Source organism: Cellulomonas sp. P1_C4, assembly GCF_056406355.1.
In genome coordinates, this window is the sequence record NZ_JBFUAI010000002.1 from 1 (window position 1) to 25,406 (window position 25,406).

Genomic DNA, 25,406 nt, shown 5'->3' on the forward strand with positions numbered 1-25,406 from the left:
GGCGCGCTCGGCGAGGGCGGCCAGCTCGGCGCGGGCGTCGGCACGCACGGACGCCGACTGCACGGCGGCGGCGCCGGCCACCTCGATCAGGCGCGCATCCACGTCGGCGACCTGCGCGTCGTGCGCGTCGGCCGCGCGCTCGTCGGCGGCCGCCGCTGCGGCCACGGTCTCCTCATGCTCGGTCCACGCCCACGCGCTCCCGACGCCGCCGACCACAAGGACGGCGGTCACGGCGGCGACGATGCTGCGTGAGGGTCGGCGGATGAGAACACTCCGGAGCGGGCGGACGGTCGGGTCGGACCGTCGTCAGGGTAGCCGCAGCCGTCGTGTTCGTCCCGTTTGCTGGACGCCGTGCACCCGGCGGGCAGGGCCAGCGGCTCCCCGGAGCGAATGCTCAGGCGCCGAAGCGACCAAGGGCGCCCCGCGAACCTGATCGCCAGGGCCCGCCCCAGCGCCGGGACGGCGGCGACCGCGCGCCACGGCCATCCGGTGGAACCGACGGCGGCGCACTCAAGAACGCCACCCGCAGGGCCGATCCCGCACCCATGAGTGATGTGCGCCCGACGCTGTCCCTTCCCGCGTCCGGCCCTCACGGCACCGTGCCCGGCGTGCGGCCGCTGACCGCCGAGGAGCTCGGTCACCTCGAGCGCGCACGCGTGCACCTGCGGTCCAGCGGCGCCGACCTTCGTGACCCGCAGTCCGTCGGCGCGCTCCTGCACTCGGCGCGGACGCGCTGGGCCGACGGGCCGCCCACCGACGTCCCGCAGGCGATGGTCATGGCGCTCGGCGTCGGCGTCGGCGACCTCGTCGTCGCCCGGGTCCCGGGCGCCCGCTGGGCCCTGCGCACGGGTCTGACGCCCTCCCCCGCGGTCGTGTCGGCCTCCGGAGAGGATGCGGCCCTGCCGCTGACCGACGTCGGCGCGCGCTGGCAGACCGGGTGCACGCCCGGCTGGGTCGCGGAGTACGTCACCGCCGCCGCCGCCCACCTGTCGGCCGGCGCCGCGCCCGAGCTGCCCGCCCAGCGGACGCCGGAGCGCKCCCGGGCCCTCGACCCGCAGCCCRAGGGTCCGACGTACCGGCCCTCGCGGMCGACGTCGGAGGGGCAGCCGCTCGCGAGCCGGCGTTCCACGCCGCCGCCCGCCGCACGACCGGTCGAGGACGAGGCGATCGCCCTGCGCGCGCTGGCCGACGCCGCCGGCGCCMCCGACCGCGAATCGGCCCCCGACGCGTCTGCGGCCGAACCGGCGGCCGCGCCCGTCCTGCCGCCCGGGACGCGGCCGGCTCGCACCCCCGCCGACCTCCCGTCCCCGCCGTCGCCGGCCGCGCAGGACATCGCCCTGGGCGCGCTCGACCACGCGCTCGAGGCGACCCTGGCGGGCGTCGACGCGGCGACCACGTTCGCCCTTGTCGATGGTCCGGCCGCGAGCCACGAGGTGCGGCGGTTCGACGCGCACGAGGCGGCCGAGGCGCGGGAGTGGGTGCKGGCCTCCGGGGCCGACCGCGCCGCCGTCGCCTGGATCGGGCGCCTTCCCGGCGACTCGTCGGACCCCAGCTCCGTCGGGGCCCGTGCGGTGCTGGTCGAGGCGTCCGACGCCGGTGCTCCGAGCCTCGTCGTCGCCCACCGGTACTCGGCCCCCGTCCAGGAGGGCGAGGGCCGCGCGCGACCCGCGCGAGCGGTTGGCGAGCCGCTGGTGATCGGGCAGGGCGCGCCGCTGCTCTGAGGGGAACGCACGGCTGGTCGGAGTCGTTGAACAAGATCCGCCGACCCGAGGAGGAGCCCGTGGGCGTCCCCGTCACCCCCGTCGACCCGCAGCTCCCCACCGTCACCGCGCCGCCCTCCCGGGCCGCCACCGCGTTCGAACCCGCTGCCGACGCGCGCGCCGAGCTGGACCGCCAGATCACGGCCTACGTCGAGCTGGGACTCCCGGCGCTGCTCGGCGAGGACCCGGCGGCTTTCCGCGACCGCCTCGAGCCGCTGGCGGAGGTCGCCGCGACGCCGACTGCGGCCGCCGGGGTCGAAGGCGACGACGTCCCGTTCGTGCTGGTCCTGCCGGGCCTCGACCTCAACGACGTGGCCCCGGCGATGCGTCGCGGGAAGCAGCTCGGCGTGAGCGTGATCGACCGCGTCGAGGCCCCGACCTACCGACCGATCGACGGCATCGACGTCCCGGCCGAGCCCTACCTGGTGTGGGGAATCGACACCGGCTCGGAGTTCTGCAACGTGCGGCCCGAGGACGCGCTGACGACGATCACGGGCCGCGGCCGCACCCCGCTGACCATCGACGAGGGGGTCGCGCTCGTGGTCGTCCGGCCGGACATGCTGCGCCCCAACAAGTGCTTCTCGCTGCTGGCGTCCCGGACGGGGACCAACCAACGGGTGCCGGCCGTGTGGATCAGCGAGCGCCGCGCGAAACTCGGCTGGTGCTGGGACCGCAACCCGCACACGTGGCTGGGCGCGGCGTCGGCGGAGGGCCGGGTCGCACGCGCCTGACTACTCTGCGAGGGTGCCCGTCGATCCAGGAGGAGCAATGCGCTTTCGCACCATGGTGGAGCTCAGCGGGAAGACCGCGACGGGGCTGCCCGTCCCGGACGACGTCGTCGCGGCGATGGACCGCGGCCCGCGGTTCCCCGTCGTCGTGACCATCAACGGCTTCTCCTACCGGAGCACCGTGACGCCGTACCGGGGTCAGACGATGCTCCCGCTCAGCTCCGAGAACCGCACGGGCGCGGGCGTCGAGGCGGGCCAGGAGATCGACGTCGACATCGAGTTCGACGACGCCCCGCGCACGGTCGAGGTCCCCGATGACCTCGCGACCGCCCTCTCGGGGACGGCCCGAGCCGCGTTCGACGCGCTGTCGGTGAGCCGGCAGAAGGCGATCGTCGGGCCGATCGAGGACGCGAAGACCCCCGAGACGCGCGAGCGCCGGATCGCGAAGGCCGTCGCGGACCTGAGCTGAGCGCGCGGCCCCCCGCCGCCGCCGATACCGTCCCGGGATGCGCCCTCTCGCCACGGCCACGCTGCTCGCCACCGCGCTGGTGCTGGTAGCCGGCTGCACCTCGTTCCCGGACCCCAACCCGCGCCCCGACCAGGGCGACCACCTCGAGGACCCCGTCTCGATCGACCGTGGGTCCGACGGCGACATCTCGCTGTCGCTGACCGGCCGCGCGACCTCGATCACGATCGGCACCGACGCCCCGGCCGGCGACCTGCTCGAGGTCCAGGCGACCGGCCCGGACGCGAGGCCCACCATCGACGAGTCCGACGACAAACCGGTGGTGGCGCTGGACGGCGGCGCGGCTGTTGTCCGGCTCGCCGACGACGTCGCGTGGACCATCGACCTGACAGCGGGCGCGGACACGGTCGACGCGGACCTCGACGACACCACGGTGTCCGGGCTCGTGCTCGACGGCGGAGCGCGCAGCATCGAGCTCACGCTCCCCGCGCCGGACGGCACGGTGGCGATCGACCAGCGCGCGGGCGCCGACCACCTCGTCCTGCACCTCCCCGACGGCGTCGGCGCCCGGGTCACCGTCACGTCCGGCGCGGGGAGCGCGGACATCGACGGCGAGACGACGCAGGGCATCGGCGCCGGGACGGTGCTGACCACGGACGAGTTCGACGAGGACGCCGACCACTACGAGCTCACGGTGGGCGGCGGGCTCGGGAGCCTGACGATCGACCGGGGCTAGCGTCGCGCGTCGCGGCTCAGTACTGCTGCGCCCGGACCGGGTACCACCGCGACCCGAACCGCCGGGTCACGGTCCTCCCGCTGATGTCGGCGAGCTCGTCGAGCCGAGCGAGCACGGCCCACCCGACGCGTCGAGCCGTCTGGTCGTCGTCGGCCTCGAACCGCACGGTGACCCGCGCCTGGCCGCGCACCACCGCGACGTCGTAGGCCTCCACGGTCGTCATCGCCTCGGCGGTCGCCACCGCCTGCGGCAGGACGTCGGGTGCGGCGACACCCGGCTGCAGCAGGCCGACCGCCGCGGTGACCCGGTAGGAGGGCACGGCGTCAGCTCTCGATCTCGGCGCCGTGGTCCATGGGCGCCACGCTAGCGGCGCGCGTCAGGCTTCCGGGACCACCGGCAACGTCGCAGCGGCCCAGTCGGCCGCGTCGACGGTGCACGCCCCGACCACGACGCCGTCGACGGAGAGCCGCGACCGCGCGGTCCAGCCCGGCCCGGACTCGTCGAGGTCGCCCTGGGGCACGGGAACCGCACCGAGCACGACCCGGTCGTCCTGCCACGCCGTCGCCTGAAGGTCGTCCTGCGTCACCGTGATGACGGATCCGTCGGCCGACACGAGATCGGTCTCGACGTCGACCGAGTCGAGCGAGGAGCCCGACGACGGCAAGGCCACCGTCCACGTGATGCTCAGGCCGGTCTCCTGCGGGTCCGACGCCGACCGGGTGACCCAGAGCCGCCGCTCGAACGAGTGCGACCTGGTGTGCGCCGCGTCGGCCGACGCGGTCGGACCGACCACCGTTCCGTCGTCCACGCACGGCACGGGGGCCTGGTCGGAGGAGCCGCCCGAGACGTTCGTCGTCGAGAAGCCGACCCCGAGCACGACCAGCACGAGCGCGCCGACGGACACGACCGTCGACCGTCCGGCCGACGGCTCCCGCCGGAACCGCGCGAACCACGGGTGCGCGGCAGGCTCCCGGGTCTGGATCGCGAGGGTGCCGACCAGCGAGTCCGCGAACGTCTGCCGCTTCGCGTTCCAGAGGGGCCGCAGGTACCCCACGAGCAGGATGGCGTCGAGCACGTGCGCCAGAACCCGGGCGGCCGAGCGGACGAAGCCGATGGGCAACCCGTCGGCCTCGCCCACGACGGCGACCCCCGCGACACGCTTGCCCGGGGTGGCGCCCGTGTAGCCCTGCAGAGCCAGGAGGGCGACGACGACGCCGACGAGCCACGCGCTGGTGACCCACGGGACGGAGTCGCCCGCCCCCTCGCCGACCGGGAACGACGGCGTGAGGGACGGCGCCCGCCCGTCGAGCCCGAGCACGAGCCACGTCGCCCCTCCGAGGATCGCGTCGTCCAGGAAAGCCGCGACGACGCGTCGTGACCAGGACGCGAGCGCCGGCCTGGCGGCGGGCGCGGTGACGTCCGTCGGCAGCGTCGCGATGTCCGTCACGCCCCCGATGCTGGCAGAGCGGCGGGTCGCGCGTGCCCCGTTTCGGGTCGCGCCGGGGGGAACACACGCGGTCGGCATCGAGCGAGGACGTCGAAGACCCAGGATCGGGATGATCCCAGGGCCTGGCTTCGATCCGAGGCCTTGACGTCGTACTTGTTTTTTGCAAGTGTGGTTACCGTCCGCGGAGGGGAATCACGCGAGAGGGAGAGCACGATGACTGCGATTTTCGTCAACCTGCCGGTGACCGACCTGGAGCGCGCGAAGGCGTTCTACACGGCCGTCGGACTCACCATCAACCCGCAGATGTCCGACCACAACGCGGCCTGCTTCATCGTCGAGGAGGACCACAGCTACGTCATGGTCCTGCTGCGCGAGTACTTCCAGACGTTCACCGACAAGCCGCTCGGCGACCCTGCCGTCAGCCCGTCGGTCTCGATCGCCATCTTCCTGGACTCCCGCGACGCGGTCGACGCGACCCTCGCCGACGGGCTCGCCGCGGGCGGCGCCGAGGAGCACCCCGCGTCGGACTACGGCTTCATGTACCAGCGTCAGCTCACCGACCCCGACGGCAACATCCTCGAGTTCGGCTGGTTCGACCCGGCTGCCGCGGCACCGGCTCCCGAGGTGCTCGCGAATCAGCAGGCCTGACGCGGATGGCCGCGCGCGACTACGGGCAGTACTGCGGCGTGACCCGGGCCCTGGAGCTGGTGGGGGAACGCTGGGCACTGCTCATCGTGCGCGACCTGTTGGTCGGGCCGCGCCGCTACGGAGAGCTCGCCGCGGGGCTGCCGCGGATCCCGAGCAACATCCTGGCCGCGCGACTCAAGGAGCTGCAGTCGGCCGGCCTCATCCGCCGGGCGCCACGCTCACGCATCATCATCTACGAGCTGACGCCCTACGGCCGCGAGCTCGAGCCCGTCGTGCTCGCGCTCGGCGCCTGGGGATTCAAGGCGATGGGCGATCCGCGCGACGAGCAGGTCATCACGCCCGACTCGATGACCATCACGCTGCGCACAGCCTTCCGGCCACAGGTCGCGGCGACCCTGCCCGCGACCGCCTACGCGACCCGCTTCGGTCCCGCCGACCTGCTCGTCCGGGTCGACGGCGCCACGCTGGACGTGATCCGCGGGGACGGGCCGGTCGACCTCGCCTTCGCCGCGGGCGCGGACATCCGCCGGCTCATCTCCGGCGAGCTCACCGCGGACCGTGCCATCGAGACCGGCGTCGTCGAGGTGCTGCGCGGCCGAGCCGACCTCCTCGACCGCTTCGCCAGCACGTTCCACCTGGCCGCCTGACCCGAGGCCCCGCCCAAGTGTCTTTGCTGGTGGGGGCCTTGGCGGTGCCTTCACGTTCGCACCGCGGGCAGGGCTGGGGTCAAGCGGCTGACGGCCGGCGTGGCTGCGCCGACCGCGCGGCGGAACCCAGAAGCCGGTTTCCTGTCCGCGGTCTCGCGCTCGAGTGCGGCCAGACGGCACGATGCGCGGATGGGGACCACCAGCACGACGCGGGCTCGCTGGCTGAGCTACGCGGCAGTCGTCGCGTTCGGGGTCGGGTTCGGGTACGTCGAGGCGGCGGTGGTCCACTACCTGCGCCTGGCGCTGGGCGCGCAGCTCGTCTACGACGCTCCCGTCCGGCGGGTCTACCTGGACCTCGGGGTGATCCGGTTCGTCGACCCCGTCCACACGATGCTCCTCGACCCGGACCTCACCCGTGCCGAGACCGCGCGAGAGGCCGCCACCATCCTCATGCTCGCCGCGGTCGCGGTGCTGGCTGGGCGCCGGTTGTGGCACGGCGTGGCCGCGTTCTTCATCGCCTTCACCGCGTGGGACCTCGCCTACTACCTGTTCCTGCGGGTGCTCACGGGATGGCCGACGAGCTTGACGGACACCGACGTGTTCTTCCTCATCCCGGTGCCGTGGCTGGGACCCGTGGCCACGGCGGTCGTCGCGTCGACGGCGGTGTTCGCGGTCGCGTCGTGGCGCTACCTGCGACCGGCAGCGTGGGCGGACCGGTCCAGTGCGCAACTGGCGCCGACCGCTCCCGGACGCTGAACGGCCCTCTCGCTCACGGGGAGCGAGAGGGCCGTTGACGTGACGACGACCGCGCGTGCGGTCGCGGTGTTGGAGGATCAGGTCGCCAGGTCACCCGACCTGGCGTACCAGGCCTCGTTGATGGTGCGGCGCACCACGATCCTCTGCCGGGTCTGGGCGATGAGACCGATCAGGGCCAGCACCACGAGCAGCAGGTACCAACCCCAGCCTGCGTTGACCGCGTTGCTGAAGCTGCCCTCCGTGAAGTCGGCGGAGTTCAGTGAGCCGAACAGCAGCATCAGGCCGCCGACCACGCTGACTGCGCCCGCGATGGAGCTGAGCACAGCGAGCACGATCATCGGCATGTTCCCGAAGACCGACAGCAGACCCAGGACCGCGCCGATGGCCACGCCCACGAGGACCGCGACCCAGTTCCAGTCGATCCCCAGGGCGACGATCAGGCCGGCGCCGATCACGTATCCGAACGTCGCCATGGCGAAGATCACGGCTACCGCGTAGAAGAAGTACGCGAGCAGCGCGAAGACCAGGCCCAGGACCAACCCCGAGATCCAGCCGAGGACGGTGCCCAGGACTCGCTCGTCGGCGAGCTCGGCGAACAGCCCTGCTCCGACGGCGAACCCGGCGAAGAAGCCCCAGATCGGGAGGATGAGCCGCAGCACGAACTGCCCTGCGAAGAGCATGACGCCCCCGGCGACGATCGCGAGGATTCCCAACAAGATGTCTGCCATGTCTGCAATGTAGGGCTCACCGCCCTCGATCGTTGCGACGACACGAATGAACCTGTCGCAAAAGGTGCTCACGGGCGGCCGAGCGCCTCGGCGGTAGAGTCCAGGTGCGGTCCAGCGTCGCTGACCGCACAGCTCCGCTCGACACTCCTCCGGAGATGGTCGTGACGTCGAACACGGTCCCGCCGTCACCGGCCGGTCCGCGCCCCGGCGAGGTGATGGAGCTCTACAAGCTCGCGGTCGAGATGGCGGACCGCATCTCCGCCCGTCGCGGCGTCGCCAACAGCTTCTTCGTCGCCCTGCAGAGCGCGATCCTGTCGGCCCTCGGCTTCCTGTCGGGCCGGACCGCCGACACCTGGGTCCTCGTGGCGGTCTGTGTCTCGGGCGCGGTGACGTCGGCGACGTGGTTCGTGCTCCTGCGCAGCTACCGCACCCTCAACCGCGCCAAGTTCGCCGTCATCACGCGTCTCGAACGCGAGCTCTCGCACCAGATCTTCGCCGACGAGTGGGATGCGCTGCGCAGCGACCCGATCAAGCACTGGCGGCCGCGCTACGCCGAGCTCGGCACCGTCGAGCGCGTCGTGCCGGTCGTCTTCTTCCTGATCAACGTCGCACTTGCTGTGTACCTGGGCACCTCGTGACGTATCTCGACGAGACCGCCGACGCGATCCGGGCCTCCGTGCCCGACGGCGTCGACGTGCCGCCCGACGCCCGAGACCTCTTTCTCGCCTACGCCGTGCTCCTGCGCGCGAAGGGGCCGGCGGTGACGGCGTCCGACGTGCACGACGCCTGGGTCGCGTGGACGCTCACGCGCGACGGAGAGCACCCGGCACTGCACCCGTTCGAGGAGCTGAGCGACGACGTGCGCGCGCTCGACGAGCCGTTCAGGCAAGCGATCCTGGCAGCGGCCGGAGCCCGGTGATGGGCATCCGCGTCGTCTTCGATGTTCCGCCTCGACAGACCGTGCGACGCCTGTCCGCGTCCGCGGCGAGCGTCGTCGGCGTGCTCCTCATGGGGGTCGGCCTGGTCGGGGTGTGCGGGGTCGTCGCCGTGGCCGTCGTCCTGGGCACCGCCGTCGGTCTCGGGTACGTCGCCCTCGTCGCCAACGAGCTGGACCCCGACGGCCAGTGGGCACCCGACTGGGTCCGCTCGTCGCCGGCCCCGGACCCGCAGTCGCTCGTGGACCCCGGCGTCCGGCTCGGGGTCGTTCTGGTCGCGGCGCTGCTCGTCATGTGGCTGGGACTGGTGGTGCTGCGGCGTCGGCGCCACGCCGCTCTCTTCCTGCGTCGGTTCGGGTACGACGACGCCACGCGGATCGTCACCTCGGCACTCGCGGTGCTCGGCCGGTCGTGGCGGGTGGTGACGCTGGATGACTCCGACGTCCGGACGGTCGGCGCGCGACGGTCGGCGATCACGACGTTCTCCCGCGGGGCGACCCGGAACGTCCGCCGGGTGACCGGCCGCGTCGTCGGCGTGATCGTCGTCATCGCCTTCGTCGTCACCTGGCGGTCCGCCGACACCGCGACCGACCCGGCCTCCATGCTGCCCGCGGGCCTGCTCGACGCCACGCCGGCACGCATCGAGTCGCCCGTGCAGCTCGCCACCGCGGTCGTGCTGGCGCTCCTTGCGGTGACCGTCCTCACAGGGGTCCTCCGTCATCTCCTCTTCCCGGCGGTCCTCTTCTCGCGGCGGGTCGAGCGCAGCGTGCAGACCGCCGAGGGGGCGGCCCGCCAGTCGGTCGCGACCGGCGAGGACGTCGAGAGGGTCGGGCGCCTGGTCGAGCGGATGACCCGCCGCGTGTTCAGCCCACAGCTGATGGTCGTGGCGTCGACCAACGCGCTGTGGCGTGCCGCGGTGACCCGTCTGCTGGCGAGCACGGAGGTCACCGTCGTCGACGTGTCACTGCCCACCGAGAGCCTCCTCTGGGAGATCCGGGAGCTGTCCACCCACGACGACGGCCGTTGCGTGTACATCGGGCACGTCGACCGCCTCGCGGGGTTCGTCCCTGGGGTCGCGCGGACCGCCCCACCGAGCTGGAAAGTCCCCGGGCCCGACACCCTCGCGGCACCGCCCGGCCCGGTCATCGAGCAGATCGAACGGGCGCTCGACGGGCACGACGTGCTCGCGTACAGCAGCGACCCGGGCACCGTGGGGCCGTTCTCACGCAGCCTCGAGCGGCACCTGTGGGCGACGCTCGCGGGAGCCGCGCCGACGGCTCGCGGCGTGCACGACCGCGCGCCCACGGCCTAGCGCCCGCACGTCCTATCCACGGCTCATTGCTCGGAGTAGAACTGGGACGAACCGGTGCAATCGGGTGCGCCGACAGTCGATCAGGAGGTTGGGAGCCATGCCCAAGTTCATGGACGTTCATCACGGGATGGTCGGCATCACGCCCGAGGCGCTCAGAGCCGCGCACCAAGCGGACGTCGACATCCAGGGCGAGGAGGGGGTCGACTTCCAGAGTGCGTGGGGCGACCCCGAGTCGGGCATGGTCTGGTGCGTCTCCGAGGCGCCCAACGCCGATGCGGTCCTCCGCATCCACGAGCGGACCGGTCACCCGGCCGTCGAGATCTACCCGGTACCGGTCGAGGCCTAGCGCCGTCGGCGAACGGCGTCCGCGATCGCACTGCGGCCGGGCTGGCGCGGGGGCAGCCACGCCCGGGCCGCTGCCGGCGTGGGCGCGGCCCGACGCGGCCTCATCCCCCGCTGACGATCACCAGCTCGTTGCCTTCGGGGTCGGCGACCCGCCAGCGAACCTCCGACTCCTCAAGGATCCGGCCACCGGCGGCGACGATCGTGGCGAGGCGCGACTGCGCGAGGTCCGACGGCACAGCGAGCTCCACGTGGATGCGGTTGCGCTGCCGACGACGCTCCGTCTCCGAAGCGTCGATCTCTTGGAACATCAGCACCGGGTTCAGCCGCCGCGGATCGTCGATGTCGATGACCCAGGCTCGCCGGTCGGGGGTGTACCCGAGAGCGGCGGCCCAGAACGTGCGGAGCGCGGCGATGTCGGCGGCGTCGAAGACGAGCTGAACGAAGTGCGGTAGTTCCGGATCCGCCGTGGCTCCGAGCTTGCGGGCGGTGGCCTGCAGATTCTCGGCGAGGTCGGTGAAGTCGAGCTCGAGGCCGTGGGTATCCGCCTCCCACAGGTCCTTGCCGCTGTCGAGGATCACGAGCCCCGGACGCAGGTCGATCAGCAGCGGGAAGCCAGCGTCGTCAGCCAGGGCCGCGGCTGCGGCGACCAGGTCACGCTGCTGCGGCGGCGAGGTCGTTCGGTAGCACGCGATCGCGCTGAACACCGCCTGCCAGTCGGCTGTCCCGGCCCTCTCGCCGAGTGCGTCTCCCGGCACCAGGTCGACCTCGTTGCCGTCGGGATCGGTGTGACAGACCCCGAACGGTCCGAATGCCTCACCAAGTCCCGCCTGCTCGACCGCCACCGCCGGCCGGACGACATCGACGTGGATGCGATTGCGCAACGGCCGCGGCTCGGTCGACTGCCGGAACCGGATCGCAGGGTCGCGCCGCAACGGATCCGCCAGTCCGCCGTCGTCGTCAGTCGCGTAGTCGAGCGCCCGCTGCCAGAACGACCCCACCTCAGACGGGTTCGCGGTGTCGAACACGACGCTCACGTGCTGCAGAGCGGCAGGGTCCGCGCCCAGCCCGAGCTCCCGCGCGGCCGCCGACACGGCCTCGGCGTGCTCGTCGGAGTCGAGGCGCACCCGCAGACCCGTCGCGCGCAGGTCGACCGCGATCTCGGCCGACAGCTCCACGATGCGCCCCGCCAGCTCGGCCCCCTCGATCAGCGACGGCGCGTCGAACCACGCCGTCGCGACGCCGTCGACCACGCGCCAGTCCGTTCCGGTCTCTGACATCCCGGACGATCTCCTTCCGGACGGTGATCCGGTCAGCCGCCCTCGGCAGTGCCCGCGCGCGCGGGTGGCGGTGTCAGTATCGCCGGTCGGTTCTGAGCCGGGCAATGGAGCCCTGGGCCCTGCCGTGCTACCTCAACCCGACGACGAAGGCCCCGCACCAGCGTTTCCGCTGGTACGGGGCCTTCGTGGTGGAGCCGCCTCCCTAGAGGAGCCCGCGGAAGGCGAACTGGAACGTCAGCTCGGTATCCGTCGGCAGTCGGTACTCCGGATGGGTCTGTGCACCCCAGGAGTCGTCGCCGCCGACCCCTCGGCGCTGCAGCGCCGGCCGCAGGACCGTCTGATAGATCGGCGGCAGCTCGGTGTGGTGCGCGGCGTTCTCGATCTCGAACGGCGTCCACGGCAGGGCCGACAGCTCCATGCCCTGGTCCGACTCCAACCGCAGGCCCGCTCCTTGCTCGTCGGTCACGGTCGCCCAGCGCACGCCGGTGTGGCTGCCTGCCTCCTGCGGACGCAGGTAGGGCGTGAGCGCGGTACGCACGTCCGCATCCCACACACCCAGCCGGGCGCCCGCTCGGCGGTCGACGTAGGACTCCTCGGGCCCGTCCCCGTACCAGCGCAGCCGGTGGAGCGACGGGTCGGTCGCCAGGAGGAGGCCGAGCTCGGGCATGTCCGACAGCCCCGCGCCGGGGCGCACCGTGAGGCTCACCTCGACGCGACCGTCACCGTCCACGAGGTAGGAGAGCTCGCACTCCCCCGCCGGTGTGGTCGGCAGCTCGTACCGGAAGGTGACGCGCACGCCGCCGTCGGTCTGCTCGACCGCCGGCTCGGCGGGCCCCTGGACGGCCTTCGCGTACCGGCTGGCGAGGAGCCATGCCCCGTCCTGCGCGGGGGCTCCCCATCCGTGCTCGTTCGAGGTGGGTGCGTGCCAGAAGCACGGCTGGGGCACGGAGCGCAGCAGCTCACGACCGCCGTCGGGCGTGAGCCCGTAGCGGTAGGAGAGCAGCCCGCCGTGCAGCCGCGAGAACAGGGCGGTGAAGTGCCGCCCCCGCACGCCCACGTTGTGGATGCCGTAGACGACCTCCGGTGCCGCGGCCCGGCGAGCCGGCGCGGACCCCTGGACGACCACGACCGCCTGCTCGTGCGCCACCTCGTGCCCGGCCGGCGCCCAGCGCGTGGTGCGCCGCAGCCGGAAGGACACGTCGACGGTGTACTCCCCGGGTGCGGTCGGCACCGTGACCGGCAGCGCATAGACCTGCGAGGCCCCCGGGTCGACAGCGGTCTCGAGCACCTCTTCCTGCAGCAACCGCCCCTCGCGGGCCACGGTCACCACGCACTCGTGCGCCGACGACGAGGTGGCGAGGTGACGGTTCTCGACCGTGACCTTGTCGCTGCCCACCGAGAGCCGGTAGCCCTGGTAGAGGTAGCGCACCTCCTGGGCGAGCGGCTTGAGCGTGCGATCGGCGAAGACGATGCCGTTGCCGCTGAAGTCCGAGTCGTGCGGCGCGTCACCGAAGTCGCCGCCGTAGCCGAAGTACTCGCGGCCACCGGGGTCGGTGCGCCGGAGTGCCTGGTCCGCGAAGTCCCAGATGAAGCCACCCTGGAACAGCGGCTCACGGTAGGCGAGGTCGATGTACTTGTGGACCGCCCCGAACGAGTTGCCCATCGAGTGGGCGTACTCGCACAGCAGGTAGGGCTTGTCGCGGTGCGTCGCGAGGAACTCCTCGATCTCGGCGGCCGGCGCGTACATGCGCGAGACGACGTCGGTCGTCTGCGGGTACCGCGGGTCCCAGTAGACGCCCTCGTAGTGCACCGGCCGGGAGTCTGCACCACGGAAGTACTCCGAGACCTCCAGGATGTCCGTCCCGCCGTACGACTCGTTGCCGCACGACCACATGACGATGCTCGGGTGGTTCTTGTCCCGCTCCAGCATGCTGGCGGCGCGGTCGAGCAAGGTGGGCAGCCACTCGGGGCGGTCCCCGGGCAGCGCCTCCTCGACCCCCGCCCCACCGAACCTCACCCGGTCCCACATCCCGTGCGACTCGAGGTTCATCTCGTCGATGACGTACAGGCCGTACTCGTCGCAGAGCTCGTAGAAGAACGAGTTGTTTGGGTAGTGGCTTGTCCGCACGGCGTTGATGTTCAGCCGCTTCATGAGCCGGAGGTCGGCCTCCGTCTGCTCGCGGGTCATCACGCGACCCTGGAGGCCGAAGTCGTGCCGATTCACCCCGTTGAAGACCACGCGGGACCCGTTGACCTTCAGCAGGCCGTCCTCGATGCCGAACCGCCGCACACCCACGCGGACAGGGATGTGCTCGGTCAGGCGGCCCGACGCGTCGTGCACGTCGAGCGTGAGGTCGTACAAGTGAGGGTCTTCCGAGCTCCACAACCGCGGGCTCTCGATGCGGACCACGAGCTCGTCGTCACCATCGAGCTGTCCGGCACCGGCGATCCTGGCGTCCACGCTGCCTTCGCCGGCCAGGACGACGCGCACGCGCACGGTCGCCTCGGAGAGGTCGTCGGCGACGTCGGTGACCACGCGGACGTCCTCGACGTGCACGGCGGGCCGGCGGTACAGGACGACGTCCCGGAACAGGCCCGAGAACCTGAAGAAGTCCTGGTCCTCGATCCACGACCCGGCGCTCCACCGGACCACCTGCGCGACGATGACGTTCTCTCCGTCGACCACCGTGTCGGTCAGATCGAACTCCGACGGGGTGAACGAGTCGGTCCCGTAGCCGACGTATGCGCCGTTCAGCCACACGGCGACAGCGCTCTCCGCGCCGTGGAAGCTCACGCTCAGCCGCTCGCCCGGCTCGAGCGGGTGCTCGAGGGTGAACGTCCGGCGGTACGTCGCCACGGGGTTGTACCGCTGCGGAACCTGCCCCGGCTCGAGCTGCTCGTAGCCGTCCCACGGGTACTGCACGTTGGTGTACTGCGGGCGGTCGTAGCCGAGCAGCTGCACGTGGGCCGGCACCGGCACGTCGTCCCAGCCGGAGTCGTCGACGTCGACGCGCTCGAAGCCGGGAACGACGAGGGCGGGACTCTTCGCGTAGTGCAGCTTCCACAGTCCGTTGAGCGACTGCTCGAAGGAGCTCGTCCCGGTGGCCGCCTCCTGGGGGGAGGCGAACCACCGGTGGTCGGAGTGCGGGTCGAGCCTGTTCTCCTTGACGAACTCGGGGTCGGTGATGCGGCTGAGCTCGAATGTCACTTGATGGCCCCCGTGACGCCTTCGGCAAAGCTGCGCTGCAGCAGGAGGAAGACGACGACCGTCGGCACCGAGACGATGAACACAGCGAGCATGAGGCTTCCGTAGTCGGTGACGTACCCGGCGCGCATGTTCGAGAGCAGCATCGGCAAGGTCTGGTACGCGTTGTCGACGAGGATCACCTTCGGCCACAGGAAGTTGTTCCACGAGAACAGGAAGGTGATGACACCCGCGGCAGCAAGGGTGGGCTTCATCGTCGGCAGGTAGATGCGCGCGAAGATGCTCACCTCGCCCAGCCCGTCGAGGCGCGCGGCCTCGATGATCTCGTGCGGGAACGTCCGCGAGGCCTGCCGGAACAGCAGGATCAAGAACGGCGTCGCGATGAGGGGCAGGATGACCGCGATCGTCGAGTTCACCAGTCCCAGCTGCGCGAAGAGGCGGAACAACGGGATCATCGTCGCCGCGAACGGGATCATGATCGCCAGGAGCAGGAGGGCCATGACGGCGTCCTTCGCCCGCGAGTGGTAGATCTCGAACGCATACCCCGCGATCGAGCACAGGATCAGGGCGAGCAGGGTCGTCGCGATGGCGTTGACCGCCGAGTGGTAGAACGCCGTGCCCAGAGGCTGGGAATCGACGAGCGCCTTGAAGTTCTCGACGAGGTGGCTACCCGGCAGCAGCTTGGACGCCAGGACCTCGTTGCTCGTGTTCGTCGCTGAGACGGTCATGAAGTAGAGCGGGAAGACCGACAGGACGACGGCGATCGACAGGAACACGTATGTGGGAATCCGGCGAAGTGTTGTTCTAGTCACGCTTGTCGCCCACCTTCAGCTGGATGGCGGCCAGGATGGCCACGATGACGAGGATCGCGTAGGAGATCGCGGCCGCGTACCCGAAGTTCGGGCTGTTGCGGAACGACACGTTGTACAGGTAGTGCGAGACCGACATCGTCGTGTTGCCCGGGCCGCCAGCGGTGAGGTTGAACGACTCGTCGAACATCTGCAACGTTCCGTTGGTCGACAAGATCGCGCACAGCAGGATGATCGGCTTGAGCTGCGGCATGGTCACGTACCAGAAGGTCTTGAACCCGTTCGCGCCGTCGACGCGGGCCGCTTCCAGGGTCGAGCGGTCGATGTTCTGCAGGGCCGCCAGGAAGAAGATCATGTTGTAGCCGGTCCACCGCCACAGCAGGCCGAGGATGATCACCATCCGCGCGGTGCCCGTCTGGCCGAGCCAGTTGACGGGATGGTCGAGTACCCCGAACTGCGTGAGCAGGTCGTTGGCGAGGCCGTCGGTCGCGAAGATCTGCCGGAACACCAGCGAGTACGACACCAGGCCCACCGCGCACGGCAGGAAGATCGCCGTCCGCCAGAATCCCTTCCACCGCAGCCAGGGCGCGTTGAGCATGTTCGCCAGCAGCATCGCGAGCAGCAGCATGATCGGCACCTGAATGATCAGGTAGATGAACGTCGTGCTCAGCGTCAGCCGGAACTGGTCGTCCTGGAACAGCCGCTGGTAGTTCAACCACAGCGGCTCTGCCCAGTTGAGCTTGGTCCCGCGTCCCGTCTTGAGCGACAGGAAGAGCGCCTGGATCATCGGCCAGAAGTTGACCAGCACGATGATGGCCGCGGCGGGAATGATGAACGTCCACCCGGTCAGGCTGCGGCGGCGCTGGATCGCCGACAGGGGTGCGGCCTTGGGCGGCCTGGACGGACGGGACTTCTTCGTCCCGGGAGGGGGCGCGCTCGGCGCGCGGCCCTCGGTCGGTGCGGTGGGAGCGGACATGAGCGGCTCACCTCTTCTTCGCGGTGACGGGCAGGGCGGGAAAGCGGGCGGCGGGGCCGGTGGACCGGTCCCCGCCGCCCGCCCTCAGGTCACCCCATGGCGAACTCGACGGTCTGCTGTGCCTGGTCGAGCTCGGCCTTCGGGTCCGCGCCGTTGAGGATGTTGGTGATGGCGACGCTCACGGCGTCGCGACCCTCGTAGTAGTAGGCGCCCGTGTTGTTGGCGGGCACCTTCGCGGCGAACTTCAGGACGTCGGCGTAGATCGGCTGGCCGCCGTAGAACTCCTGCGGCTCGTTGTAGACGTCGGACTCACCCGCCGGAAGCCAGTTGGCGAGCGCGCCGGACTTCGGGAGGATCGTGTCGTAGAACTCGGTCGAGCCGGCGAACGTCTCGTTCAGGAAGTCGCTGGCGAGCGCCTCGTTGCCATTCGGAGTGATCGCCCAGGACGAGCCACCATTCGCCGTGTAGTTGGTCGCGCCGTCGACGCCATCGAGCTTCGGGACGTTGGTGACGGCCCACTTGCCGGACTGGTCGGGGGCGGACTGGATGGAGCCGGAGATCCACACGCCGTTGACGACAGCGGCCGTGTTCCCGTTCACGATCGTGTTGATGTACTCGTCCCACGAGTTGACCTCGACGAAGACGCCGGCCTTGACCATCTGGCCGTACATGTCGATGGCGGCCAGCAGCGCGTCGTTGTCGGTGATCGTCGGGTTGCCCTCGTCATCGAACAGGCTCGCGCCCGCGCTCTGCAGCATCATCATGATCGTGTCGGCCGAGTTGGCCTGGCCGGTGAGCAGCGGCTTGCCCGTCTTGGCCAGCACGTCCTTGCCCATGGTGAGGAACTGGTCCCACGTGATGTCCGTGAAGTCGTCGACCGTGTAGCCGGCCGCCTCGAGGATGTCCGTCCGGTACGCGCCGATCGCGGCCCCGTTGTCGAACGGCACGCCGTAGTTGACGTCGTCGATCGTGGAGTACGCCACGACGGACTCGGGGAACTCGCTGAAGTCGACCTTGGAGTCGGAGAAGTCGGCGAAGATGTCCGGGTAGTTGATGACGTTCTTCTGGAACGCGTTGTTCTGCATGAGGAAGATGTCGGGCAGCTGGTCGGTCTCGCCCGACTGGGCCAGCGTCGTGATCTTGGTCTGCAGGTCGTCCCACGGCGTCTCGACGATGTCGAGCTTGAAGTCCGGGTGGTCGGCCTGGTAGACCTTCTCGGCCTCCTGGAGGGCGTAGATGTTGAACGCCGGGTCCCAGGCCCAGACGGTGAGGGTGTTGTCGCCGGAGCCACCGCTCGCGCCAGTCGTCTCGTCCCCGCCCGAGCCACCGTCTCCGCCGCTGCAAGCGGCGAGGGCGAGGCTCAGCGACAGGACTGCGCCCAGCGCGCCGAGCGTGCGTGTCTTCTTCATCGGGTGATCCCTTCGTGCTGTTGGTCGTTCCGTGGACCGGCACCGGCTCTCGCCGAGCCGCCGGCTCCCGCCGCCCACCGCAACGTCGCGGTGGATGATCGGGCTCGGTCGACTGTGCTGTTTGGAGGTCGTGCGCCGTGCTGTGGGTCAAGCGGTTGCCAGCTCCGCGCCACAGAGGTCTCGTCCACACCGACCACGAGCGACACCGGCGTCCCTCGACCTCTCTGGCGATTGGTGACGTCACCATAGCAGCGGGTTGGCGGATGCTCCGGAGACGATTTGGTAACGGTCGGGTAATGATTTTCGACGATTGGTGACGTCACCATCCCTCTACACCACTACCATCTCGCCATGACTACCGCTCCAGCGCCCGGCCGACGCCGCTCGGGCCCCTCGATCGGAGACGTGGCCCGGCTTGCCGGCGTCTCGCCACAGACGGTCTCTCGCGTCTCGACAGGCGCCGAGTCTGTCCGATCGAGTACCCGCGCACGCGTGGTGCACGCCATGGACCAGCTCGGGTACTCGCCGAACCGGGCGGCGCAGGCGCTGCGGAACGGCACGTTCGGCGCCATCGGCGTGCTCTCGCACGGCTTCAACCGCACGGGTGAGGCCCTCACCGCCGAGGCCCTCGTCGCGGCCGCCGAGCTCGAGGAGTACTCGGTCACGCTCCTCCACGTGCGCAACCCCGACCCGGACGGCTGGGACAACGCCGCACACCGCATCTCGCACCAGGCCATCGACGGCCTCGTCATCATGCGGGCCGAGCTGGCGACACCGGCGACGCTCGTGCTCCCCGCCGGCATGCCGGTGGCGGTGTCCTTCTCCAAGTTCGCGGGCCACTACCCCACCGTCACCGCCGACCACGTCCAGGGCAGCGAGGACGCGGTCCGCCACCTCCTCGGCCTGGGACATCGCACCGTGCACCACCTCGCCGGGCCGACGGACTCGGACCACGCCCTCGTCCGCAGCGGTACGTGGCGCCGCTGCCTCCTGGAGGCCGGCATACGTCCACCCCAGCCGGTGTACGGGGACTGGAGCGCGCGCTCCGGCTACGAGGCGGGCAAGCGGCTCGCGGCCGACCCCGACGTGACCGCCGTGTTCTGTGCCAACGACGAGATGGCGTTCGGCCTGGTGCGAGCCCTGCACGAGCAGGGCCGCCGCGTGCCTGACGACGTGTCCGTGGTGGGCTTCGACGACATCGCCGTCAGCGGCTGGGGCTCGCCACCCCTGACGACCGTCAGGCAGGACTTCCCCGGCATCGGTCGCGCGCTCGTCGGCCTCGTCGTCGGTCAGCTCCGGTCACGGTCGATCCCGGCGCCGGCCTTGACGGTCGTGCCCACGGAGCTCGTCGTCCGGGCGAGCACCGCGCCCCCGCCGCGCTGACCGCGGTCCCCGCGGGACGGCGAACACCACACACGAGCTTGACCAGCAGACCGCCGTGGCACCGGCCAGTGCCCACTTCTCACGGTCGTGAGGACAGTCCGATCGGAGACCCGCATGGCTCGCACGTCCTTCAACGACGACTGGTCCTACCGCACACCGCTCAGCGCGTTCGCGGCAATCAGCGGTGAGGATGCCGCACTCACACCGGTCCGGCTGCCGCACGACGCGCTCCGGGACGCCGAGCGTGCGGCGGACGTCCCCTCCAAGGGCGCCGGTGCGTACTACCCGACCGGTGCCTACACCTACCTGAAGACGTTCGACGTCCCCGCCGAGTGGGCCGGAAAGGTCGTCCGCCTCGAGATCGAGGGCGCGTACCGCCACGCGATGGTCTTCCTCAACGACGAGCTCGCTGGACATCGGGCCGACGGGTACGCGCGCTTCTTCGTCGACCTGACGCCCTACCTCCGATTCGGTGACCGGAACACCCTGCGCATCGAGGTGCGCTCCGGCCAGGACTCGAGGTGGTACTCCGGTGCGGGCCTGTACCGCCCGATCTACCTGCACATCGACGACCCGGTGCACATCGGGCTCGACGGTGTCCGCGTCAGCACGGTGCGACTCGAGGACGACCAGGCCGTCATCGAGGTCGCCACCTCGGTCGTCAACCTCGGGCTGACCACTGCCGCGCTCACGGTCACGACGTCCGTCACCGACCCACAGGGGACGCATGCCGAAGGAGATGCCACGCCCCTGACGCTCGCGCCCGGTCGCACAGCGGTCGTGCGCCAACGCCTGTACCTGMCGGATCCCCACCTGTGGAGCGTGGACACACCGTCCCTGTACCTCGCCCGCACCGGCCTGGGCGACGCAGCCCAGGACGTGCTCACGACCTTCGGGATCCGCACGGTTACGGTCGACCCGCACAAAGGGCTACGCATCAACGGCGAGAGCGTCGTGTTGCGGGGCGCATGCATCCACAGCGACAACGGCCCCCTCGGGGCCGCCTCGATCGCCCGGGCGGAGGAGAGGCGCATCCAGCTGCTCAAGGCTGCGGGCTTCAACGCCATCCGCTCCGCGCACAACCCGGCCTCGCCCTCCATGCTCGACGCGTGCGACCGCCTCGGGATGCTCGTCATGGACGAGGCCTTCGACATGTGGACCCGCGGCAAGACGCCCTACGACTACGCGCTGGACTTCCCGCAGTGGTGGGCCGCCGACCTGGGGTCGATGGTCGCCAAGGACTACAACCACCCCAGCGTGATCATGTACTCGCTGGGCAACGAGATCGTCGAGGTGGGCACCCCGCACGGCGCAGCCCTGGCACGAGAGATGGCCGAGCACGTACGCAGCCTCGACCCCACCCGCCCGATCACCAACGGCATCAACGCCGCGCTGGCCGTCCTCGACGACCTCCCGGCGATCCTGGCGAGCGAGCGCGGGCTCAACGAGCTGATGGCCGACATGGGCGAGGGGATGCGGGCGATCGGCTCGTCAGAGGCGGTCACCCGGCGCACGGCCGAGTCGAGCTCCGTGCTCGACGTCCTCGGCCTCAACTACGCCGACGGCCGCTACGCCACAGACGCGGCGCTGTTCCCGCACCGCGTGATCGTCGGCTCGGAGACCTTCCCCTCGCAGATCGGGACGCTCTGGCCGCTGGTCCAGGCCCATCCGCACGTCATCGGAGACTTCACCTGGACCGGCTGGGACTACCTCGGCGAGGTCGGCATCGGCGCCACGGCGTACCAGGAGGACCCCGATGCCGTGCCCGAGCTGGAGCGTGAGTACCCCTACCTCACGGCCTGGTGCGGCGACCTGGACATCACCGGATGGCGCCGCCCGGTCTCCTACTACCGGGAGATCGTCTACGGTCTGCGCACCGAGCCCGCCATCGCCGTGCTCCGCCCCGAACGGCACGGCCACACCGTCTCCATGCAGTCCCCGTGGGCGTGGAGCGACTCGGTCTCCTCATGGACCTGGCCGGGCTTCGACGGCAGGCCCGTGACCGTCGAGGTCTACGCGGACGCCGACGAGGTCGCCCTCCTGCTGGACGGGACCGAGGTGGCGCGCGGACCCGTCGGCGCGCGGCGCCCCATGCTCGCCTCCCTCGAGACCGTCTACCGCCCGGGTGAGCTGGTGGCCGTGTCCTACCAGGCGGGCGTCGAGACCGGCCGCACCTCGCTGGTATCCGCGTCCGGCCCGACCACCCTGACCGTCACCGCCGATCGGACCACGCTGCGCGCCGACGACACCGACCTCGCCTACCTCGCCATCGAGCTGCGCGACGCGAGCGGCGTCCTGGTCACCGGCGCCGACCAGCCGATCACCGTCCAGGTCAGCGGCACGGGCGAGCTGGTCGCCCTGGGCTCTGGCAACCCGACGACGACCGAGCGCTTCGATGCCCCGACACGCACGACCTTCGACGGGCGAGCTCTCGCCGTGGTCCGCCCGACCGGTCCCGGGGCCATCGAGGTCACCGTCACCGGCGACGGGATGGAGCGCGCGGTCGTCGCTCTGACCGCGGTCGGCGACTAGGCCCGGCGTTCGTTGCGCGACGAAGGCCCCGCCCCCAGCGTTTCCGCTGGTGACGGGGCCTCCGTGGTGGAACCGCCTCTGAGAGGCGAACTCTTGACCTTCTCATGACGAGGTAGATGAAGACACCGCGTCGGCTCGCATGGGCACACAAGCTGGCATTCGAGCCAGAATCTCCGTGATCTGTCCGACCGACTCCCTGAGTCGTGCGGCATCACTCGGCGGCCGCGACGCGTGCGCCCAAGCATCAATTGTTGCCGGCACGGATCCTGTCTGCGACGGCTGGAACGACTGGGCCCGGGGGATCGTGCCGTCGCCCTGCTCGTCAGTTCCTGTACAGCGTCAGTGTTCCAGCACGCCACGGTGGCGACGATACGGTCGAACAGGGATCGCGATGGAGAGCCGATACCCGTCGGTGCACTGAGGCTCAGAACTCGACCACGTCATGGTCGAGCCAGGTGTCGACCTTCGCCGACTGCAGGCTCACTTCGTAGACCACTTCGCGTTCCTGCTCGTCCTCGGTCATGCCATCCAAGTAGCCGGGAACCTGCGCCCGGTACAGCTCCGCGACCGCGGGGAACGCCATCTCCGCCCGCTTGATCACGACCCGGTTGCTGCTGATGGTCGCGCCTGACGTCGTGGGCGGGGTCACCACGGCGACCCGACCCCGGTCGAACTCACGGACCTTGGTTCCCTCCGGCGCCGTCGTCACGTACCAGACACCGGGTCGCTCCGACTTGACGAAGCGCATGATCCGGCCCGACGACCTTCCCGATTCGTCGGCGCTCGAGACGACCAAAAGGTTGGTCTGCGCCGCGACGTCCTCGAAGCTGTCCAGTGCTCGCGTGGCGACCATCGTGCTTTCACGATGGTGCTTCTTGGCGAAGACCAGTGCCTCGTGCACCGAGTCGAAGCGCCGCTCCTCCTCGATGAAGTAGAGGATCTGCCGGACGTAGGCAGAAATGTCTTCATCTTGGTAGTAGAACTGCAGCCAGCGCCGACCGGCGTGCAGGTCGCCCGAGTACTTCTCTCGGAGCCTTTTCTCGTTCCTGGCGAGCAGCCGTCGACCCAGGTGCGAGCGGAGCGCGGCCTGTCCCAGCTCGACCCCGACGATCACCGCCAGGGTGCCGGTCACGAGCGTCGGGAGCCACCACGCCGACCGGTCGGGCACCGTGCGCATCGCCTCGAAGTAGAGGCCGGCGACGACGACCACGACCGCGACCGCCACCGAGAACACCAATGCCCCACGGTAACGCCGAGCCTCGAAACGGATGGAGTCGGCGGCGCGCCGCCGCTTCTTGATGTGGACTTCACGCTGCTTCATGTTCGCGAGCAGCGCCTGGTCCGCCGGCGAGAGCGGCATCACTCGGCTCCGTAGGTGCGAAAGCGGCCACGAAGCTCGAATGTCTCGAGGTCGCCGTAGGGCTGGATCTGGACCTTTCTCTGCTGCAGGCGGAGGACCTCGGGGCCGAACTTGCCGGCGTACCAGTCGGCAGCGATCTCGACCCGTTGCACCAGACGTTGCTCGTCGTAGGTCTTTCTCTGGTCGCGTTGTCTGGCGGCGGCGCGATTGACGATGTACAGCACCAGGTATCCGACGATGAACGCGCCGAGCAGGACCGCCAGGTAGACCATCGTCGTCGCCCACATGGCGAACCCCTCTTCATACCCCCACCACCCGCCGTCGTCGTTGTTGCGGTTCAGGAGCGCCGAGGCCGTGATTACCACCGGCAGCACGACGAAGAACCAACCAACCACGATCAGGATGAGTTGTCCGAGTTTCGTGCCGTAGCGCCCCTCCCCGAAGAACCAGTCGACGGATACGTCCTTCTCGTCCACCGTGCGGGTGACGTAAGGAGGCTTGGTCGTCATGAGAGCTTCCGATCGTCCTTGGGGATACCGGTCAGGCTCTCGGAGCGTTCGGGCGACTTCCACGAACCACCATCTCGGCGCATCCAGACCTTGCCGAGCGTCGGGATGAACTCGACGACCACGGTCCAGGTGTTGACCATCCAGTAGATGAGCATGTACCACGGCGCGAACAGGATGTACTTGAGCGTTTTTCCGCCGTCGTTGTAGTACGACGCGGCGGTGAGTTGGACCAGGCCGATGACCATCTGGATGGCGACGAAGATGCCGGCCAGGTACCAGGCGTGCCAGAAGCGCTCCCAATTCTGCGTCGTGGCGAAGCGGGCCTGGACCACGAAGAACACGATCAAGCTGATCCAGTACAGAAAGCTCCACACGACGCTGACGCTGTAGTCCAGGATCACCGGCATCATCCGGAAGTTCTGGACCGGGTGCCGTACCAGCTTCGGGCCTTTGGTCACCAAGGTGTAGATGCCACCCGACGACCAGCGTCGTCGCTGCTTGAGCAGCGCCCGCAGCTGTTCTGGAACGTCCAGGAAGAACCGGACGTGCGGGGCGAACAGAGCACGCCAACCCGCCGTCTGCATGTCCCAGGCGATCGCGATGTCCTCGGTCGGTTGCTCGGCATGCCAGCCGCCGACATCGATCACGGCCTGCTTCCGGTACATGGTGTTTGCGCCGGAGAACGCGAAGAGAGCGCCGTAGGACATCTGCGACCTCTTGATGAGCCCGATGATCGAGTTCAGCTCGTTCTGTTGCGCCTGCGCGGTGACCGTCGTGCGGTTCGCGGCCAGCATGTTCCCCGTCACGGCTCCGACGTTGTGTCCTCCCTCACGCTCGAAATAGCTCAGGTACTGCCATAGCGCGTCGGGATTGGGCTTGGTGTCAGCGTCGTTCGACAGGATGAAGTCACCATTGGCATAAGCGAGCGCGACATTGAACGCATGCGCCTTGCCGCGGTTCTTGAGAATAGTGATGACACGCAGGCGCGGAATCTGTTCTTGCAGACGGTCCAGGATTTCTGCCGTCCGGTCTGTGGACGCGTCGTCGGCGACAATGATCTCGTACTTCTCCGCCGGATAGTTGAGCTGACGGTCTAAATAGTGCACCGTGCTCGCGATCGAGTCTTCTTCGTTGTGCGCGGGGACGAGGATCGTGACGAACGGCTCACCGTGCTCGAGGTACCGCGGGAGATCACGCCGCTCGAGGAATATGTGGTAATAGAAGCTCGACACGATGAATGCCATACCGCCGACGATCGGGTAGGCGAAAAGGGCGAAGACAAGCAGGTCCACGAACCAATCCACGTTCGTCCTTCCCCGTCGAGCAATCGCATCACGAGATCAAGCCTGGAGCCGGGATCAGCCGGTGCCATCATCGCAGAGAGGCCCTCGTCACACCGTGCGGGACGCCCGGCTCAATCCGCCGCGGCTCAGCCGGT

The 25,406-nt window shown here is 70.1% G+C and carries 25 protein-coding genes; 13 read left to right on the forward strand and 12 right to left on the reverse strand.

Features of this window, described 5'->3' with window-relative positions:
* On the reverse strand, positions 1 to 231 hold a 231-nt coding region (locus AC1DYZ_RS01585), incomplete at its 3' end, for a hypothetical protein (RefSeq protein ID WP_477063478.1).
* A gap of 314 nt (positions 232 to 545) precedes the next feature.
* On the opposite strand from AC1DYZ_RS01585, the gene AC1DYZ_RS01590 reads away from it, so the two are divergent.
* Genes AC1DYZ_RS01590 through AC1DYZ_RS01605 form a run of 4 tightly spaced genes read left to right on the forward strand, consistent with a single transcriptional unit; the run spans position 546 to position 3,690 of the window.
* A complete protein-coding gene (locus AC1DYZ_RS01590) occupies positions 546 to 1,721 on the forward strand; it encodes a hypothetical protein (RefSeq protein ID WP_477063479.1) in 1,176 nt (391 codons plus the stop codon).
* Positions 1,722 to 1,780: 59 nt separating this feature from the next.
* Positions 1,781 to 2,491 carry a DUF5701 family protein gene (locus tag AC1DYZ_RS01595; protein WP_477063480.1) on the forward strand — a complete coding sequence of 237 codons (711 nt, stop codon included), beginning with the start codon at positions 1,781 to 1,783 and terminating at the stop codon, positions 2,489 to 2,491.
* Between the two features lie 37 nt (positions 2,492 to 2,528).
* On the forward strand, positions 2,529 to 2,957 hold the full coding sequence (locus tag AC1DYZ_RS01600) for a YdeI/OmpD-associated family protein (RefSeq protein ID WP_477063481.1): 429 nt from the start codon (positions 2,529 to 2,531) through the stop codon (positions 2,955 to 2,957).
* Positions 2,958 to 2,994: 37 nt separating this feature from the next.
* Positions 2,995 to 3,690 (forward strand): hypothetical protein, encoded by a 696-nt coding sequence (locus AC1DYZ_RS01605; protein WP_477063482.1) that lies wholly within the window; start codon positions 2,995 to 2,997, stop codon positions 3,688 to 3,690.
* A 16-nt stretch (positions 3,691 to 3,706) separates the two neighbouring features.
* Here the strand turns inward: AC1DYZ_RS01605 and AC1DYZ_RS01610 are convergent, their stop codons facing one another.
* The gene (locus AC1DYZ_RS01610; RefSeq protein WP_477063483.1) at positions 3,707 to 4,009 is read right to left on the reverse strand and encodes a hypothetical protein; all 303 of its coding nucleotides are present in this window, start codon (positions 4,007 to 4,009) and stop codon (positions 3,707 to 3,709) included.
* 57 nt (positions 4,010 to 4,066) lie between these two features.
* Entirely contained in the window at positions 4,067 to 5,137 is a 1,071-nt protein-coding gene (locus AC1DYZ_RS01615; protein WP_477063484.1) for an RDD family protein, read from the reverse strand.
* A gap of 213 nt (positions 5,138 to 5,350) precedes the next feature.
* On the opposite strand from AC1DYZ_RS01615, the gene AC1DYZ_RS01620 reads away from it, so the two are divergent.
* From AC1DYZ_RS01620 to AC1DYZ_RS01630, 3 genes are all read left to right on the forward strand, one after another.
* Positions 5,351 to 5,785: a VOC family protein gene (locus AC1DYZ_RS01620; RefSeq protein ID WP_477063485.1), complete on the forward strand. Its 435-nt coding sequence runs from the start codon at positions 5,351 to 5,353 to the stop codon at positions 5,783 to 5,785.
* Positions 5,786 to 5,790: 5 nt separating this feature from the next.
* Positions 5,791 to 6,432 (forward strand): winged helix-turn-helix transcriptional regulator, encoded by a 642-nt coding sequence (locus AC1DYZ_RS01625; RefSeq protein ID WP_477063486.1) that lies wholly within the window; start codon positions 5,791 to 5,793, stop codon positions 6,430 to 6,432.
* A gap of 189 nt (positions 6,433 to 6,621) precedes the next feature.
* Complete coding sequence (locus tag AC1DYZ_RS01630) at positions 6,622 to 7,188, forward strand: hypothetical protein (RefSeq protein WP_477063487.1); 567 nt, start codon at positions 6,622 to 6,624, stop codon at positions 7,186 to 7,188.
* 77 nt (positions 7,189 to 7,265) lie between these two features.
* Here the strand turns inward: AC1DYZ_RS01630 and AC1DYZ_RS01635 are convergent, their stop codons facing one another.
* A complete protein-coding gene (locus tag AC1DYZ_RS01635; protein ID WP_477063488.1) occupies positions 7,266 to 7,916 on the reverse strand; it encodes a DUF4203 domain-containing protein in 651 nt (216 codons plus the stop codon).
* Positions 7,917 to 8,077: 161 nt separating this feature from the next.
* Here AC1DYZ_RS01635 and AC1DYZ_RS01640 point away from each other — a divergent pair, with 161 nt between their 5' ends.
* The 4 genes from AC1DYZ_RS01640 to AC1DYZ_RS01655 all read left to right on the forward strand — a co-directional run bounded on the left by AC1DYZ_RS01640 (position 8,078) and on the right by AC1DYZ_RS01655 (position 10,509).
* Positions 8,078 to 8,554: a RipA family octameric membrane protein gene (locus AC1DYZ_RS01640; RefSeq protein ID WP_477063489.1), complete on the forward strand. Its 477-nt coding sequence runs from the start codon at positions 8,078 to 8,080 to the stop codon at positions 8,552 to 8,554.
* Entirely contained in the window at positions 8,551 to 8,835 is a 285-nt protein-coding gene (locus AC1DYZ_RS01645; protein ID WP_477063490.1) for a DUF7701 domain-containing protein, read from the forward strand. Before AC1DYZ_RS01640 ends, AC1DYZ_RS01645 begins: the two co-directional genes overlap by 4 nt.
* Positions 8,835 to 10,163: a hypothetical protein gene (locus AC1DYZ_RS01650; protein WP_477063491.1), complete on the forward strand. Its 1,329-nt coding sequence runs from the start codon at positions 8,835 to 8,837 to the stop codon at positions 10,161 to 10,163. Before AC1DYZ_RS01645 ends, AC1DYZ_RS01650 begins: the two co-directional genes overlap by 1 nt.
* A 97-nt stretch (positions 10,164 to 10,260) precedes the next feature.
* Positions 10,261 to 10,509 (forward strand): SCO4226 family nickel-binding protein, encoded by a 249-nt coding sequence (locus AC1DYZ_RS01655; protein WP_456823944.1) that lies wholly within the window; start codon positions 10,261 to 10,263, stop codon positions 10,507 to 10,509.
* Between the two features lie 100 nt (positions 10,510 to 10,609).
* On the opposite strand, the gene AC1DYZ_RS01660 is transcribed toward AC1DYZ_RS01655, so the two are convergent.
* The 5 genes from AC1DYZ_RS01660 to AC1DYZ_RS01680 all read right to left on the reverse strand — a co-directional run bounded on the left by AC1DYZ_RS01660 (position 10,610) and on the right by AC1DYZ_RS01680 (position 18,184).
* Complete coding sequence (locus AC1DYZ_RS01660) at positions 10,610 to 11,785, reverse strand: VOC family protein (RefSeq protein WP_477063492.1); 1,176 nt, start codon at positions 11,783 to 11,785, stop codon at positions 10,610 to 10,612.
* A 202-nt stretch (positions 11,786 to 11,987) separates the two neighbouring features.
* Positions 11,988 to 14,993, reverse strand: a complete 3,006-nt coding sequence (gene lacZ / locus AC1DYZ_RS01665; protein ID WP_477063493.1) for a beta-galactosidase, LacZ type — start codon at positions 14,991 to 14,993, stop codon at positions 11,988 to 11,990.
* Entirely contained in the window at positions 14,990 to 15,802 is an 813-nt protein-coding gene (locus AC1DYZ_RS01670; RefSeq protein WP_477063494.1) for a carbohydrate ABC transporter permease, read from the reverse strand. The genes lacZ and AC1DYZ_RS01670 overlap by 4 nt, the downstream gene beginning before the upstream one ends.
* Positions 15,795 to 16,775, reverse strand: coding sequence for a carbohydrate ABC transporter permease (locus AC1DYZ_RS01675; protein WP_477063495.1), 981 nt, complete (start codon positions 16,773 to 16,775; stop codon positions 15,795 to 15,797). Before AC1DYZ_RS01675 ends, AC1DYZ_RS01670 begins: the two co-directional genes overlap by 8 nt.
* An 89-nt stretch (positions 16,776 to 16,864) precedes the next feature.
* Complete coding sequence (locus AC1DYZ_RS01680; protein ID WP_477063496.1) at positions 16,865 to 18,184, reverse strand: ABC transporter substrate-binding protein; 1,320 nt, start codon at positions 18,182 to 18,184, stop codon at positions 16,865 to 16,867.
* 351 nt (positions 18,185 to 18,535) lie between these two features.
* Here AC1DYZ_RS01680 and AC1DYZ_RS01685 point away from each other — a divergent pair, with 351 nt between their 5' ends.
* Positions 18,536 to 19,567: a LacI family DNA-binding transcriptional regulator gene (locus AC1DYZ_RS01685; protein WP_477063497.1), complete on the forward strand. Its 1,032-nt coding sequence runs from the start codon at positions 18,536 to 18,538 to the stop codon at positions 19,565 to 19,567.
* A 114-nt stretch (positions 19,568 to 19,681) separates the two neighbouring features.
* Entirely contained in the window at positions 19,682 to 22,099 is a 2,418-nt protein-coding gene (locus AC1DYZ_RS01690; protein ID WP_477063498.1) for a glycoside hydrolase family 2 TIM barrel-domain containing protein, read from the forward strand.
* A 424-nt stretch (positions 22,100 to 22,523) separates the two neighbouring features.
* Here AC1DYZ_RS01690 and AC1DYZ_RS01695 read toward each other — a convergent pair whose 3' ends face one another.
* From AC1DYZ_RS01695 to AC1DYZ_RS01705, 3 genes are read right to left on the reverse strand one after another with little or no spacing between them, the layout of a single operon-like run.
* Positions 22,524 to 23,459, reverse strand: a complete 936-nt coding sequence (locus AC1DYZ_RS01695) for a hypothetical protein (RefSeq protein WP_477063499.1) — start codon at positions 23,457 to 23,459, stop codon at positions 22,524 to 22,526.
* Positions 23,459 to 23,968: a hypothetical protein gene (locus AC1DYZ_RS01700; RefSeq protein ID WP_477063500.1), complete on the reverse strand. Its 510-nt coding sequence runs from the start codon at positions 23,966 to 23,968 to the stop codon at positions 23,459 to 23,461. The genes AC1DYZ_RS01695 and AC1DYZ_RS01700 overlap by 1 nt, the downstream gene beginning before the upstream one ends.
* A complete protein-coding gene (locus tag AC1DYZ_RS01705) occupies positions 23,965 to 25,272 on the reverse strand; it encodes a glycosyltransferase family 2 protein (RefSeq protein WP_477063501.1) in 1,308 nt (435 codons plus the stop codon). Before AC1DYZ_RS01705 ends, AC1DYZ_RS01700 begins: the two co-directional genes overlap by 4 nt.
* Positions 25,273 to 25,406 lie beyond the last annotated feature (134 nt).